Here is a 15,025-nt window from a genome sequence, read left to right as displayed (position 1 = left end):
CGAGAGCGTGAGAGGCTAGGGGACGCTCGCGGCGCCGCAGTAGCTCAGATGGTAGAGCAACGCATTCGTAATGCGTGGGTCGGGGGTTCGAGTCCCTTCTGCGGCACCATTCTTCTCTCCCCGTGACAGGATCGGCAGAGGCGGACATGCCGCGGCACCGGGCCGCGGCACTGATCAGCCTTACGCCGGACCCGAGCCCTGGGTCGCGGTATAGACCGCATAGAGGGACTGGCTCGCCGCCATGAAGAGACGGTTCCGCTTCGGCCCGCCGAAGCAGACGTTGCCGCAGACCTCCGGCAACCGGATCCGGCCCAAGAGCGCGCCTTCGGGCGACCAGCAGGTCACGCCGTTGTAGCCGACGTTCCGCCCGGCATTCGACGACGACCATACGTTGCCGTAGACGTCGACTGACAGACCGTCGGGCCCGCATTTCACGTCGTCCACCATGCAATCGGAGAAGAGCCGGCCGTTCGTCGCCTGTCCGTTCGCGATGTCGAAGACGAAGATGTTGCCTCCGCCGCCCGGCCCCTGGTCGCCCGGTCCCTTGCCGGTCGAGGCGACGTAGAGCCGCGACTGGTCCGGCGAGAAGGCGAGGCCGTTCGGATCGGGCGCACCCTCCTCCTCGACCACGCGGGTCACGGTGCCGTCGGGGCCGATGCGATAGACGGCGGTCGGCATCTCGCGTTGGGCCGACCCCACTTCCGGTGGCTGGCCGAGGGTCACGTCGAGCAAGCCGTTGGGATTGGAGGGTCCGCCCGGCGCGTCGGGCGCACCTTCATAGAGCTGGCCGCCATAGGGCGGATCGGTGAACCAGTAGCTGCCATCGGGATGCGCCACGACATCGTTGGGCGAATTGAAGGGCTGCCCCTCGAAATTGTCGGCCAGGATCGTGACCGACCCGTCGAGCTCGTAGCGGACCACCCGGCGCGTCAGGTGCTCGCAGGAGAGCTGCCGCCCCTGATAGTCGAAGCTGTTGCCGTTCGAGTTGTTGGAAGGCTGCCGGAACACGCTGACATGCCCGTCCTCGCTGAGGTAGCGGTACTGGCAATTGTTCGGGATGTCGGAGAAGACGAGATACTTGCCGACCCCGCTCCAGGCCGGGCCCTCGGCCCAGAGTGCTCCGGTCCAGAGCCGCTCGACCGGGGCATTGGGCTGCGCGAGGCCGTTGAAGGCGGGATCGACGGCGATCACGTCGGGATCCCAGAAATAGACGTTGGGCGCGCCATTGGGTCCGAAATCGCGCGGCGGATCGGTCACGGTGCTCGGAGGCACGGGTGCGGATCCGGCCTCCTGCGCAGCAGCGGCCGAGGCGAGCGCGAAGCCCGCGCCGGAGGCGCCGATCGCTCCGAGCGCGCGCCGCCGGCTCATCGAGAATTCCTTCGTCATGGTAGTCCTCCCTCGCGTCGAGGTGACGCAAGGGCATTTGGCCGCCGATCCGCGTGATTGTCCATTCTTCCGTTGGACGCGATCGGAACGGTTTCAGGCGGCGGGCTTCTCCGCATGGCCCATGTAGATCACCATCGTCCCGGGAACGCGCCCGAAGGTCGGATCGCCCCGCCGGTCGATCCCCCGCGGCCCGAGCCCTGTCATCGGGCCGGGTTCGAGACCTGCACGGGTCAATGCCCCGCGAAGCTCCGAAGGGGTGATGAACATCTCCGGATCGTGCGTGCCCTTGGGCAGGAGACCGAGGATGTCCTCTGCCGCCGTGATCGTCGCGAACCGCGCGATCGGATTGCGATTGATCGTATCGAAGAGGAAATGTCCCCCGGGAACGAGGACGCGCTCCACCTCCCGCAGCACGGCGTCGAGATCGCGGACGTGCTCCAATACGTCGACACAGACGACGGCGTCGAAGGAGGCATCCGCGTAGGGCAGCTCCTCTCCGACGCCGGTATCGTACGTGATCTCGTGGCCTTCGGACTTCGCATGCTTTCGCGCGGCCTCGATCGCGTCCTCGGCGGGATCGAGGCCGGTCACGACCGCGCCGCGCTTGGCCAGTGCCTCCGCCATGAACCCGCCGGCACATCCGAGATCGAGCACGCGCTTGCCCGGCCAGTCGACGAGCCGGTCGAACCAGGACAGACGGCCGGGCACCATGTTCTTCAGGACGCGCACCCAGCGGATCTCGTCCGTCCACCATCGCTCGGCATGGGTGTCGTAGATCGTGAGGTCGTTGCGCGTGTCGCTCATGTCATCGGGCCCTTCCCTGTCCGCGGCGTCGGATGCCGCAATTCCGTAGCAATTTTAAAGGTTAGCCCGACGTTCACGCGGACCTGCTACCCCCGTCTCGAAGACAAGCGAGAGACGCCATGAGCCTTACCAACAAACCGACCATCATCAAGCGCAAGAAGGTGATCGCCGGCGGCGGCCATCATGGTGGCGCGTGGAAAGTGGCCTACGCGGACTTCGTCACGGCAATGATGGCATTCTTCCTGCTCATGTGGCTCCTGAACGCGACGACCGAGTCCCAAAAGAACGGGCTTGCCGATTACTTCAGTCCCACGATCAGCGTGGCGCGGACATCGGGCGGTGGAGAGCAGGTGCTCTACGGCACGACCGCGCTCAGCAAGGACACGATGTCGACCGCGAGCGCAACGGCCACGTCGCCCGACAAAAGCGCCGAGGCCGGGACACCCCTCGACCTGCCCCCGCCGCTGGCCGAAATCCAGGACGAGCTCACCGCGGCCTCCGGCGAAAGCATGGTTTCCGACGAACTGCTGCAGCACATCATCACGCGGGTGACCGACGAGGGCCTCATCGTCGATCTCTTCGACCTGCCCGGTGCGCCGCTCTTCCAGGGGCAGACCGACCGGCCGACGCCCCTCTTGGTCGAACTGGCAGGCGTGGTTTCCGAGATCTTCGGCTTGGCGCGGAACGAGATCGCGATCAACGGGCATGTGCGCTCGGTTCCGATCGTCCTGCGCGATACACCGGTCTGGTCGCTTTCCGCGGCACGGGCGCAGGTCGTGCGCGGTCTCATCACGGTCGAACATGTCGCCGAGAACCGGATCCAGCGGATCGCCGGTTACGCGGACCGTGAACAATTGGAGCCCGATCCGATGGATGTCCGCAACAACCGCGTCGAGATAATCCTGCTGCGCTGATCGCGCAGCAGGCCCGACGGGCGATCTTAGGCCCGTGTTAAGCCCTCTGGCCTAAACCAGATCCAACGGAACAGAACTTCTGCACTGAAAGGGCGTGTTCAACATGTCGATCTCTTCCTCTCTCGCCGCCGGGGTCAGTGGCCTGAACGCCAACGCGCAGCGGCTTTCGACCATCTCGGACAACATCGCCAACTCGGCTACCTACGGGTACAAGCGTATGTCGACCGATTTTCACTCTATGGTGGTCGGGGAGGGGAATGGCGCGCGCTACACGGCCGGCGGCGTCAGAACCTCGCAGTTGCGGGAGATTCAGGAAACCGGACAACTTCAGAACACCAGCAACTCGACCGATATCGCAATCAACGGCCGGGGCTTCCTGCCGGTGACGACGCTCGAGAGCGCCGAATCAGGTGGAAATCTCGATCTGCTGCTGGCCACGACCGGATCGTTCCGCGCGAACGACGAGGGCATCCTAGTGGACGGCGCCGGCAAGGTGCTCCTTGGCTGGCCGGCGGGTCCGAACGGCGAATTTCCGGCCTTCCCGCGTGACGGTGTCGGAGGCCTCGAACCCATCAATGTCTTTCACAACCAGTACACGGCGAGCCCCACGAGCGAAGTGACGGTCAGTGCCAACCTTCCGTCCGACGCGAGCGATCCGGCCAATCTCGGAGAGCCGCAGAACCTGAACGTGGAGTATTTCGGCAATCTCGGGCAGACCGAATCCCTCGATTTCACGTTTACGCCCACCGGGACCATCAACGAGTGGGAGCTCCAGATCTACGATAGCAATTCGGACAGTATCGTCGGCGATTACACCCTGTCGTTCAGCGACGCCAATGCCGGCGGCGGAATGCTGGAGAACGTCGTCGCGAACGCGGGCGGCGCCTACGACCCGGCGACAGGCACGATCGAGCTCGCGGTCGGTGGTGGAACGATCATGGCAAAGATCGGAGGCCTGGGTGATCCGTCCGGCATGACCCAGCTCGACTCCAATTTCGCGCCCACGCAACTATCCAAGAACGGTGCTGCGGCGGGGAGTCTTCGATCGGTCGAGATCGACGGGAACGGGATCGTCCACGGTATCTACGAGACCGGACAGATCCGGCCGATCTACCAGGTGCCCGTGATCGACGTGCCGAACCCGGTCGGGCTGGTCTCGACCGACGGACAATCCTATCGCGTGAGCCCCGATTCCGGCACCATCTTCCTGTGGGATGCCGGCGCAGGTCCGGTCGGTACCACGGAAGGCTTCACCCGCGAGGCGAGCACCGTGGACGTCGCCAAGGAACTTACCGACCTAATCCAGACGCAGCGAGCCTATTCCTCGAATGCGAAGATCATCCAGACCGTCGACGAGATGCTGCAGGAAACGATGAACCTGAAGCGATAGACCCGAACCTGAAGGACGCCGACCGTGAACCTATCCGCCGCCTTGAACAACGCGATCTCGGGCCTCGGCGCCGCAAGCCGGTCGGCCCAGGTCGTGTCGTCGAACATCTCGAACGCACTCACCCCCGGCTATGGGCGGCGGGAGGTCGATCTGTCGACCGAAAGGTATGGCGGTGTCCGGATCGACGGCATCGCGCGGCGCGCCGATCCCGCCGTGATCGCGGAACGGCGCGGTGCGGAGGCCGAGCAGGGCTTCTCCTCGACCCGCAGCGCCGCGCTCGGCCGGATATCTGACGCGGTGGGGGCGGCGGATGATCCGAATTCCCTCGCGGGCCGGGTCGCGAGGCTCGAGGCGCAGCTGACGCAGGCGGCCAGCGCACCGGAATCCGAGGTGCGCCAGTTGAACGTCCTCGAAGCCGCGCGTGACATCACCGTTCACCTGGAGCAGGCGACCGACAGCATCCAGGCGCAGCGCGCCCAGGCCGATCGCGGCATTGGACGCGCCGTCGGAATGCTCAACGAAAACCTAGCCCGCATCGAGGAGATCAACACGCAGATCGCCCGGAGCCGCGGCAAGGGAGAAGACGTGACCTCGCTTCTCGACATGCGGCAGGCGAGCATCGACCAGATTTCCGAGATCGTGCCCATCCGCGAGATCACGCGGCCGAACGGTACGATCGGTCTGATGACGCCGGGCGGACAGATCCTGCTCGATCCCCGCCCCGTGACGATCGAGTTCACGCCCGCGAACGCCGTCGGACCGGGGTCGACGCTCGGCAACCCCCTGTCCGGTCTGACGGTGGATGGGCGCGCGATCGACATGAGCAACCCGGACGGCAAGATGGCGGGGGGTACGCTCGCCGCGATGTTCGAGGTCCGCGACCAGTCCGGCGTGGCGGCGCAGGCGCGTCTCGACGGGTTCGCCCGCGACCTCGTGGAACGCTTCGCCGATCCGTCGCTCGACACGCCGCCAGCCGCTGTCCCGGGTCTCTTCACCGATCGCGGCGCGGCCTTCGCGCCGGCCGACGAGACCGGCCTTGCGGGCCGTCTGCGCCTGAATGCGCGCGTCGATCCAACACAGGGCGGAGAGCTTTGGCGGCTGCGGGACGGGATCGGCGCTGCCGCGCCGGGCGATGCGGGCGATGCCCGGCTCCTCACCGCGATGGGCGACATCATGCGCGCCCCCCGCGCCGCCGCCTCTCCGAACCTCGGAGCCGAGCGGCTGAGCCTAGGCAGCCTGGCCGATACTCTCGTCGCCCGGGCATCGGGTGATGCCTACCAGGCCGAGCAGCGGGAGACGTTCACGCAAACCCGGGCTGCGGCACTCATGGAGGAGGAGATGAGCCAGGGTGTCGATACCGACCAGGAAATGCAGAAACTTCTGCTCGTCGAACAGGCCTACGGGGCCAATGCCCGGGTAATACAGGCGGTCGACGACATGATGCGGCGGCTGATGGAGATCTAACATGATGACGACCACCTTCGGTGACCTCGCGCAGAACTTCGTCCAGCGTCGCGCGATTACCAGCCTTAACAAAGAGATGGCGCAGCAGGGCCAGGAGATCACGACCGGGATCAAGGCCGATATCACCAGCGCGATGGGCGGCGATACCCGTTCGCTCGCAAGCCTCGAGCGGAGCCTGACCGGCCTCGAAGCCTACCGCACGGCGACCACGGAGGCGGAGCTTGCCGTCGATATGGTCCAGACCGCGCTCGGCCGGATCGAATCATCGGTCTCTGAGGTTCGCAACGCGCTGAGTGCCCAGCTCAATTCAGGCGACACGACCGGTTTTAAGGCGACAAACCAGATCGCCAAGTCCGCATTCGAGAACGTCGTCTCGACGCTCAATACGTCCGTTTCGGGCCGCTCGCTCTTCGCCGGGACGGCCACCAACCAGCCCGCGTTGAGGCAGGGGTCCGAGATCCTGGCCGATATCAAGGCGCTGGTCGAGGGCGATACCGATCCGACCGTCGTCTCGGACAAGATCGACGCGTACTTCAACGATCCCGCCGGCGGGTTCCTGACGAACGATTACCTCGGATCGGATCAGTCGCGGGCCGCGTTCCGGATTTCCCCCAACGACGAGGTGAGCGTGACGGTCCGCGCCGACGATGCGGAGATGCGCGAGACGCTGGCCGCGCTTGCGAAGAATGCGGTGCTGGCGGACGGGGCGCCCAACTTGCCGATCGCGGGGCAGCGCGCCCTTGTCGACGGTTCACGCGCGGCGCTGCATGCGGCGGATAGCGCGCTGATCGGGCTGCGAGGTACGGTCGGCGTCGCGCAGGCGAAGATCGATTCCGCCACAACCCGCAACGAAGCGGAGAAATTCGGCCTCGAGGAGGCGCGGCTGGCGATGATCGGCGCCGATATCTACGAGGCGACGACGCGCTTCCAGCAGATCGAGACGCAACTCCAGTCGCTCTATGCCATCACCGCGCGGATGTCGCGCCTCAACCTGACGAATTTCCTCTGATGGTCCGCACCCTACTCGCAATCTTCGCCCTCCTGATCCAGGCCGTCTCGGTCCAGGCGAGCCCGGTCCGGATCAAGGATCTCGTGGAATTCGACGGCGTGCGGGGCAACGACCTCGTGGGCTACGGCCTCGTCGTGGGTCTGAACGGCACGGGCGACGGGCTTCGCAACGCGCCCTTCACCGAAGAGATCATGACCAATATTCTCGAGCGGCTTGGCGTTAACGTTACCGGCGAACAGTTCCGGCCGCAAAACGTCGCCGCCGTGCTCGTGACCGCCGAACTGCCGCCCTTCGCCCGCACGGGCAGCCAGATCGACGTGACGGTCTCGGCCATCGGCGACGCGTCCTCGCTTCTTGGCGGAACGCTCGTGATGACCCCGCTCAACGCCGCGGACGGGCAGATCTACGCGGTAAGCCAGGGCACCGTCATCGCCGGCGGTGCGAGCGCGGAAGGCGATGCCGCGACGGTTGTCCAGGGCGTGCCGACGGCAGGATCCATTCCCAACGGCGCCCGGGTGGAGCGCGAGATCGACTTCAACTTCACCCAGCTTGAGAGCATCCGCCTTGCGCTTCGGACGCCCGACTTCACGACCGCCGGCCGGATCGAACAGGCGATCAACGCCGACATGCGCCGTCCCGTCGCCGTGATGCTCGATGCGGGCACGGTGCTCATCGACATCGGCTCCACCCAGATGCGCTCGCCCGCCCATGCGATGGGCCGGATCGAGAACATCACCGTGGAGCCCGAACGCCGCGCCCGCGTCGTCGTCGACCAGCGTTCCGGCACCATCGTCATGGGCGAGGACGTGCGGATCAGCCGCGTCGCCGTCAGCCAGGGCAACCTGACCTTGCGCGTGGAAGAGGCGCCGCAGGTCGTGCAGCCGAACCCCTTCGCCCCGGGCGAGACGGTTGTCGTACCCCGGACCAATGCCGCGATCGAGGAGGAGCCGGGCATCGGCCTTGCAGAGGTGCCCGACGGCACCAACCTCTCGGACGTCGTGGCGGGGCTCAACGCGCTCGGCGTGGCACCGCGCGACATGATCGACATCCTCAAGAGCATCAAGGCCGCCGGCGCGCTTCATGCGGAGTTCATCGTCCAGTAGCGCCAGGCCCTAAATTCGGATACGCGCCCCGATTTCGTCCGCGACGAGATCGGGGCGTTCCTCGTGCGCGAGGTGTCCAAGGGGGCCGAGATCCAGGAATTCGCCGTGCCGCGCCCGTGCCGCCGCCGCCTCGGAAACCCGCGAAGGCACCGTTCGATCGTTCGTGCCGGCCATCAACGTGACGGGGATGTCGAGGGAGGCGAGCTTCGTCGGCAATCCGCGCGTGGTCCAGGCCGCCATCATCGCGAGCGCGCCGTCGATATGCTCCGGATCGCTCAGAAGGCGGGCATAGAGCGCGCGTCCCCGCGCGTCGATCCGCGATCCCGTGGCATCGAGCATCGCTTCGATCCGCCTTTCCCCACCCGGCAGGCGCGCGACGAGCCGCGGCACCACCCGGAGCGAGGCAAGCGCCTTCGCCATGGCCGGAAAGACGAGCCCGGCCGCACCCTCGAACCCACCAAGCGCCGCATTGAGGCCGATCACCGCGCCAAGCGCGCGGCCATCGCGTGACGCCGCCATTTCCACGGCGAGCGCGCCGCCTGCGGAATGACCGACGATGGCATCGGGCCGCCAACCCTGCGCGTCGCACAATGTCCAGATGTCGGCGGCCATTGGTGCGAGACCGGAGCGATGCCGCGTTCCCCGCCTCGTGAAGCCATGTCCGGGCAGATCGAGCGCGACGACCTCGAACCGCTCCGCGAGGTGCGGCAACAGATCGCGCCAGGAATGCGTCGCGCCCCCCGTCCCGTGGAGCAGCAGAAGCGTCGGGCCCTCGCCCGCCACCTGCACGTGCCAGCGATGCGGGCGGCTTTCGACGAAGCGCGAGGCATCCCGGTTCGGCCAGTCCCGGCCATCTTTATCCCATTCCATCCCGGCTATCTCGCCCCCGTCACGGACGCGCCAGCGCAGATGAGACGACACCGCTCAACGCCTCCGCCGTGGCCCGCGGCAGGGGGAGGTAGGGAACCGCCATTGCCTGCGCGAGCTCCGCAAGTTCGCGGGAGGGGCGGCGGCCGGTATCGACGACGATCCCGGTGATGCCCGATGCCGCGATCAGGACGGCCGCCTGTCGCGCCTCTTCCCCTGCCGCTTGGCGATCCGCGCGTCCGTCGAGCGTGATGTTGGCGCGTCCGTCGGTCAGGATCGCGAGGCTCGGGGCATAGCCCTGCCCGCGCTGGCGGAGCCCGAGTTCGGCACCCGCGCGCAGGGCCGCGGCAAGCGGCGTACCCCCGCCACCCGGCAGCGCGGCCAGCCGCCGCTTCGTCTGCACAAGCGAGCGCGTGGGCGGCAGGAGGAGTTCCGCATTCTCTCCGCGGAAGCCGATCAGGGCGACGTGGTCCCGGCGCGAATATGCTTCGGCCAGCATCAGCTCCACCGCCCCCTTCGCCTCGGCAAGACGGCTGGCCGCCGCGGAGCCTGAGGCGTCTACGAGGAAGATGACGAGGCGGTCGGACGTCTCCTCGAACCGCTTTCGCCTGATGTCGCCGGGCCGGACATGGACGAGGCGATGGCTTTCCGCGTCGCGCCGCCGGATCGTCTGCCACGGGGCCGCGGCACGGAGCGTCGCAACGATATCGATCCGCGCGTCGCTGCCGCGTCCGGGCCGCGCGGGCAGGGGACGGCCGCGCCGATTGCCGCGCCGTGCCGCGCCGCTGCCGCGCCCGCCCGACGCCGCCGTCACCGCACGGCCCGCGGCGAGCCGCGAAAGAACGTCGGCGGGAAGCGCGGCGCGCACGGCCTCGACGAGGACATCCTCGGGCGGCAGGCTGTCCTCCGGGCGCTGCGGTGAGTGCTCGGATGGCTCCTCCGTCTCTTCCCGATCTTCCGCGGGATCGGGTTCTTCCTGCGGTCCGGCGCGGTGGGCGAAGACGAGATTGGCGGCCAGGGCGAGATCGGCCTCCCCGACTGCCTCCCGCCCCTCGAGGGCCGCGAGTCCACGGGCGGCGCGGGCGGCGAGAAGGGGCGCGCGAAAGCTTGCGATGCCGAGTTCCGCCGCCGCGACGGTGAGCCGTGCGAGCTTATGGTCGTCGAGCCGGATCGCCGGAAGACGCTCCCGTGCCGCGCCATCCTCAATCACCGACCCGGTCGGGATATCGGCGCGCGATACGCCGTCGAGAGAGACGAAGAGGCCGAGTCTCTCGGCGAGCGCGGCGGGGAGCGCCTCGCCTTCCTCCGCTCCTTCATCGATCGCGACGAGGCCGCATTGCCCCGCGTCGATCGCCTGCCCGAGGCGGGCCGCGAGGCCGGGCGGGCACCGTTCCGCCATCGCGAGACAGAGCGTCTCGCTTCGCCCGATGATCCCCGCGCGATGTCTAAGGGCTCCCGCGCCCAGGGTCGCGGCGAGGTCGATGCCGCCGAAGAGCGCGTCGTCGTCCATGCCGGGATGGATCCGTGCCGCCCGCTTGATATGGAGGCAGGCGAGAACCGCGTCGCGGGCCGGGCCGGGGCGGGCGCGCAACCAGAGACCTCCAAGACCCATCGGATCGAGCCGCATCAGGCGGACGGCCACCAGCGCCCGCTCGCCGGGCGTCATTCCGCGGCTTCGCGGAGCGGTCCGAACATCTCGTCCACGACCCGGTCCACCCGGGCACCGCTGCCTGCCTCGTCCATCGGATCGCGGCGCAGGCGGTGGCGAAGCGCCATCGCCGCCACACCGCGCAGGTGCCGTCGCTCCACGGCGGCATCGCCCTGCCATGCCGCGTGCGCGCGGGCGGCGCGCAGGAGCGTGAGCTCCCCCCTGAGCCCGTCGGAGCCGAGCGCGAGGCAAAGTTCGGCGCAGTCGCGCAGTGCCGCCTCCGGCGTCTCTATCCCGGGCAGCGCCTTGCGTGCTGCGACGATCCGTTTCCGGAGTGCCGCGTCCTCGGCCCGCCAGTGCCGCAGGAACGCCGCGCGATCGTTGTCGTAGGCAATGCGCCGGCGGATCACCTCCACCCGCATCTCGACATCGGTCGGGGACGCCACGTCGACGGAGAGGCCGAACCGGTCGAGAAGCTGCGGGCGCAGTTCGCCTTCCTCCGGGTTTCCTGAGCCGACGAGCACGAACCGCGCGGGGTGGCGGATCGAGAGCCCTTCCCGTTCCACAACGTTCTCCCCCGATTGCGCCACGTCGAGCAGGAGGTCGACGATATGGTCCTCGAGGAGGTTCACCTCGTCGATGTAGAGATAGCCGCGATTGGCACGGGCGAGCAGGCCGGGCTCGAACGCCTTTTCTCCGCGCGTGAGCGCGCGTTCGATGTCGAGCGCCCCCGTCACCCGGTCCTCCGACACGCCGAGCGGTAGGTCGACGACCGGCGTGGGACGGGAGACGCGTCGCATCGAGGTAACGTCGGCCCAGTCCGGGCAATCGGCGGGTCGGGCGGAATTGACCGGGCAACCCTCGACCTGCCGGATCGGCGGCAGGAGGGCCGCGAGTGCGCGCACGGCGGTCGACTTGCCGGTGCCGCGGTCGCCGAAAACCAGAACGCCGCCGATCCCGGAATCGATGGCGGTCAGGATCATGGCGCTCTTCATCTCGTCCTGGCCGACGATGGCGCTGAAGGGGAAAGGCTGGGTCATACGGCGTCCCGATATTGGGAAAGGGGATCCGATCCCGCCCAGGTACCGCGGGAACCGGTGACGCGGAACCGCGCATAGAGCTCTTCGCGGAACCAGTCTCCCGCGCGCACCGCGCGGACGGCCCGCGCATGGGGGCCGTCCCGGCGGGCGAAGCGGGCCATGCTGCCTGCATCGGGCCAGACGGAAAAGGTGATCTGATGCAGGACCGGCACCTCGCCGATGCCGATCTTGAAGAGCACGTCGGGATTGGTGCCGATCACGTCGGAGATTTCCGGCGCACGGCGCCAGAACTTCGCGAGCCGCGACGGGCGGATGGTGGCGCGGGTCAGCGCGGCCAGCGGGCCCGGGGCCGCCTTGTCGGTCACGCGGAACGGCGTTCTGCCAGACCAGTGTCCGCGGACCTGCGTCGCCTGCAGGAACAGAGTGTAGTCCTCGACGGCGTGCCGGCGCCAACGGCGGTAGATCCGGGCGTCTTCGGTCGTGCGGCGCGCCGTTTCCGCGTCGTCCCAGACGGCAAGGATCGCATAGATCCGCGGATCTGCCGTGGCGAACCGCTCACCACCCGATCCGCAAAGCTTCCAGAAGGAACACCGCTTCATCAGGTGAAAATCGAGACGTGCAAAACCCATCTGCGCAAAGGCCCATACCCGGGCGCGGATCGTGTCGAAGCGGAAGACAGACAAGGTCACGGTTTGGATCGCGGATACTCCGGTCGATTTTCCCGAGCGGGTGTCACGCAAGATTGACATGATCTCGTCCGGGAGGGAAGGGCCGGGCCATACGTCTCAAAGTCGATTGTCAGATAAACTGGACATGTATAGTCTCGTGGTATGGACAGTTCCGCCCCAGCCGCCGCGACCCCCAGCCGTGCCCTCGTGATCGGGGCGGGCCTGGGCGGCCTGGCGGCGGCAATGCGCCTTGGGGCAAAGGGCTACGCCGTGACTGTCTTCGACCGGCTCGACTCGCCGGGCGGGCGCGGATCGGCGATCGAGCGGAACGGCCACAGGTTCGACCTCGGCCCCACGATCGTCACGGTCCCGCAACTTTTGCGCGAGCTCTGGTCGGAATGCGGACGGGATTTTGACGCCGATGTCGATCTGCGCGCGCTCGATCCCTTCTACGAGATACGCTGGCAGGATGGGTCGCGCTTCACCGCGCGGCAGGATACGGACGCGATGCGTGCGGAGGTCGCGCGCCTCTCGCCCGAGGATCTGCCCGGCTACGAGCGGTTTCTCGAGGATAGCGCCGCACGTTACAGATTCGGCTTCGAGGATCTGGGCCGCCGTTCCATGCACAGGTTCCGCGATCTTCTGACGGTACTTCCGACCTTCGCGCGGCTCCGTGCCGACCGCTCCGTGGCGTCCCATGCCGCGCGGCGGTTCCGCGATCCGAGGCTCAGGATGGCGTTCAGCTTCCATCCCCTCTTCATCGGCGGCGATCCGTTCCACGTCACCTCGATGTATATCCTCGTCTCGCATCTCGAGAAGGAGTTCGGCGTCCATTATGCCATCGGTGGCGTCGCGGCGATCGCGCGCGCGATGGCGCGGGTCGTGGCGGAACAGGGCGGCGAGGTCCGGCAGGGCGCGGAGGTCGACGAGATCCTGATCGAGAACGGGAAGGCCACGGGCGTCCGGCTTGTCGACGGGAGCGTCGATCGGGCCGATGTCGTGGTGTCGAACGCGGATGCGGGTCATACCTACGAAAGGCTGTTGCGGAACCATCCGCGGCGGCGCTGGACGCAGGCGAAGCTTGGCCGGCGGCGCTGGTCGATGGGGCTCTATGTCTGGTATTTCGGCACGCGCGGTACGGCGGGAATGTGGTCCGATGTCGGACATCACACGATCCTGAACGGCCCGCGCTACAAGGGCCTCCTGCGCGACATCTTCCTGCGCGGGAAGCTCGGCGACGACATGAGCCTCTATATCCACCGCCCCTCCGTGACCGACCCGAGCGTGGCGCCCGAGGGGGACGACACGTTCTATGCCCTCTCGCCCGTGCCGCATCTGGGCCATGCGAAGCCAGCGGATTGGGAGGCGGAGGCGGAGCGCTACCAGGAGAAGGTCGCGGCGCAGCTCGAGACCGTGATCCCGGGCTTTCGAGATCGCATCACGGCAAGCCACGTGATGACGCCCGCGGATTTCCGCGACCGCTATCTCTCTCCGCACGGCTCGGGCTTCTCCATCGAGCCGCGGATCCTGCAATCGGCCTGGTTCCGGCCGCACAATGTGAGCGAGGAGGCCTCGGGTCTCTATCTCGTGGGTGCCGGGACGCATCCGGGTGCCGGGCTGCCCGGAGTGATCTCCTCGGCGGAGGTGCTGGGCAAGCTCGTTCCAGACCCGGCGCATCCCGTCCGCCCGGCGGAGCGTCTCGAAATGGCGGCTGAATGATCGATTCCGACGACATGGAACATTGCCGGGAGGCGATCCGGCAAGGCTCGCGCTCCTTCCACATGGCCTCGCACCTTCTGCCCGCACGGGTGCGCGATCCGGCACTGGCGCTCTACGCGTTCTGCCGGTTGGCCGACGACGCGGTGGATCTGGGACAAGACAAGGCGGGTGCGGTCCTGCGTCTGCGAGACCGTCTCGACCGGGCCTATCGTGGCGTGCCGCGCAATGCGCCCGCAGACCGTGCCTTCGCCACCGTCGTCGAGACCCACGGAATGCCCCGCGATCTTCCCGAGGCCTTGCTCGAGGGATTGGCGTGGGATGCCGAGTGCCGTCGCTACGACACGCTTTCGGACCTGCATGGATATTGCGCCCGGGTGGCCTCCGCCGTCGGCGCGATGATGTGCGTCCTGATGGGCGTGCGCGATGCGGATGCGCTGGCAAGGGCCTGCGATCTCGGCGTGGCGATGCAACTCACCAACATCGCCCGGGATGTGGGAGAGGATGCGCGGGAGGGGCGGGTCTATCTGCCGCTCGACTGGCTCGACGCTGCCGGTATCACGCCAGAGGCGCTCTGCGCCGCGCCTGCTGCCACGCCGGAAATCAGGGCCATCGTACGCAAGCTCCTTGATCAGGCCGACCGGCTCTATACCCGTTCGGAGGCGGGGATCGCGGCGCTTCCCCTCGCGGCACGGCCGGGCATCTTCGCCGCGCGCCACATCTATGCCGGGATCGGGCCGGCGATCCGGCGAAGCGGGTTCGACAGTGTCACGCGGCGCGCGCGGACGAACGGGGCGGGAAAGGTCGGCTGGCTCGGTCTCGCCCTGCTGCGGAGCGGCCTGACCTGTGCCTTGCCGCGATCCGCAGTCCTCTACGCCCGCCCGCTGCCGGAGACGCAGTTTCTCGTCACGGCGGCGGCACGGAGCGAGACCAGGCGGGAACGAGCGGACACGCTCGTCGACGTCTTCGCGGAATTGCGCAGGCAGGACATCGCCAGAGCCGGCGTCTGACCGCGC

General features: G+C 67.7%; 13 protein-coding genes and 1 tRNA gene. 8 read left to right on the top strand and 6 right to left on the bottom strand.

Features of this window, described 5'->3' with window-relative positions:
* Positions 1 to 33 precede the first annotated feature (33 nt).
* Positions 34 to 109, top strand: a tRNA-Thr gene (locus tag LX81_RS03015).
* Positions 110 to 180: 71 nt separating this feature from the next.
* On the opposite strand, the gene LX81_RS03010 is transcribed toward LX81_RS03015, so the two are convergent.
* Together LX81_RS03010 and ubiG are read right to left on the bottom strand one after the other, a co-directional pair.
* Positions 181 to 1,386 (bottom strand): SMP-30/gluconolactonase/LRE family protein, encoded by a 1,206-nt coding sequence (locus tag LX81_RS03010; protein ID WP_111535811.1) that lies wholly within the window; start codon positions 1,384 to 1,386, stop codon positions 181 to 183.
* 93 nt (positions 1,387 to 1,479) lie between these two features.
* Entirely contained in the window at positions 1,480 to 2,190 is a 711-nt protein-coding gene (gene ubiG, locus LX81_RS03005; protein WP_111535810.1) for a bifunctional 2-polyprenyl-6-hydroxyphenol methylase/3-demethylubiquinol 3-O-methyltransferase UbiG, read from the bottom strand.
* Between the two features lie 119 nt (positions 2,191 to 2,309).
* Here ubiG and LX81_RS03000 point away from each other — a divergent pair, with 119 nt between their 5' ends.
* From LX81_RS03000 to LX81_RS02980, 5 genes are all read left to right on the top strand, one after another.
* Positions 2,310 to 3,104, top strand: a complete 795-nt coding sequence (locus LX81_RS03000; protein ID WP_111535809.1) for an OmpA/MotB family protein — start codon at positions 2,310 to 2,312, stop codon at positions 3,102 to 3,104.
* A gap of 103 nt (positions 3,105 to 3,207) precedes the next feature.
* Entirely contained in the window at positions 3,208 to 4,494 is a 1,287-nt protein-coding gene (locus tag LX81_RS02995; protein ID WP_111536017.1) for a flagellar hook protein FlgE, read from the top strand.
* A 24-nt stretch (positions 4,495 to 4,518) separates the two neighbouring features.
* Positions 4,519 to 5,958, top strand: a complete 1,440-nt coding sequence (gene flgK / locus LX81_RS02990; protein ID WP_111535808.1) for a flagellar hook-associated protein FlgK — start codon at positions 4,519 to 4,521, stop codon at positions 5,956 to 5,958.
* Between the two features lies 1 nt (position 5,959).
* The gene (locus LX81_RS02985; RefSeq protein ID WP_111535807.1) at positions 5,960 to 6,967 is read left to right on the top strand and encodes a flagellin; all 1,008 of its coding nucleotides are present in this window, start codon (positions 5,960 to 5,962) and stop codon (positions 6,965 to 6,967) included.
* Positions 6,967 to 8,070 carry a flagellar basal body P-ring protein FlgI gene (locus LX81_RS02980; protein WP_111535806.1) on the top strand — a complete coding sequence of 368 codons (1,104 nt, stop codon included), beginning with the start codon at positions 6,967 to 6,969 and terminating at the stop codon, positions 8,068 to 8,070. Before LX81_RS02985 ends, LX81_RS02980 begins: the two co-directional genes overlap by 1 nt.
* 9 nt (positions 8,071 to 8,079) lie before the next feature.
* Here LX81_RS02980 and bchO read toward each other — a convergent pair whose 3' ends face one another.
* From bchO to crtA, 4 genes are read right to left on the bottom strand one after another with little or no spacing between them, the layout of a single operon-like run.
* The gene (bchO, locus tag LX81_RS02975; RefSeq protein WP_111535805.1) at positions 8,080 to 8,940 is read right to left on the bottom strand and encodes an alpha/beta fold hydrolase BchO; all 861 of its coding nucleotides are present in this window, start codon (positions 8,938 to 8,940) and stop codon (positions 8,080 to 8,082) included.
* A gap of 19 nt (positions 8,941 to 8,959) precedes the next feature.
* The gene (locus tag LX81_RS02970) at positions 8,960 to 10,603 is read right to left on the bottom strand and encodes a magnesium chelatase subunit D (protein WP_111535804.1); all 1,644 of its coding nucleotides are present in this window, start codon (positions 10,601 to 10,603) and stop codon (positions 8,960 to 8,962) included.
* Positions 10,600 to 11,625, bottom strand: a complete 1,026-nt coding sequence (bchI, locus tag LX81_RS02965) for a magnesium chelatase ATPase subunit I (protein ID WP_111535803.1) — start codon at positions 11,623 to 11,625, stop codon at positions 10,600 to 10,602. The genes LX81_RS02970 and bchI overlap by 4 nt, the downstream gene beginning before the upstream one ends.
* Complete coding sequence (crtA, locus tag LX81_RS02960; protein ID WP_111535802.1) at positions 11,622 to 12,374, bottom strand: spheroidene monooxygenase; 753 nt, start codon at positions 12,372 to 12,374, stop codon at positions 11,622 to 11,624. Before crtA ends, bchI begins: the two co-directional genes overlap by 4 nt.
* An 81-nt stretch (positions 12,375 to 12,455) precedes the next feature.
* Between crtA and LX81_RS02955 the strand changes: the two genes are divergently transcribed.
* Both LX81_RS02955 and crtB read left to right on the top strand, forming a co-directional pair.
* Complete coding sequence (locus tag LX81_RS02955; RefSeq protein WP_111535801.1) at positions 12,456 to 14,012, top strand: phytoene desaturase; 1,557 nt, start codon at positions 12,456 to 12,458, stop codon at positions 14,010 to 14,012.
* A complete protein-coding gene (gene crtB / locus LX81_RS02950) occupies positions 14,009 to 15,019 on the top strand; it encodes a 15-cis-phytoene synthase (RefSeq protein ID WP_111535800.1) in 1,011 nt (336 codons plus the stop codon). Before LX81_RS02955 ends, crtB begins: the two co-directional genes overlap by 4 nt.
* The last annotated feature ends 6 nt before the right edge of the window (positions 15,020 to 15,025 follow it).

Origin of the sequence: Palleronia aestuarii (genome assembly GCF_003253995.1) — a bacterium.
GTDB classification, from domain to species: domain Bacteria; phylum Pseudomonadota; class Alphaproteobacteria; order Rhodobacterales; family Rhodobacteraceae; genus Palleronia; species Palleronia aestuarii.
Note: the sequence above shows the minus strand (reverse complement) of the source record. Positions and strands in the feature narration are given on the sequence as shown.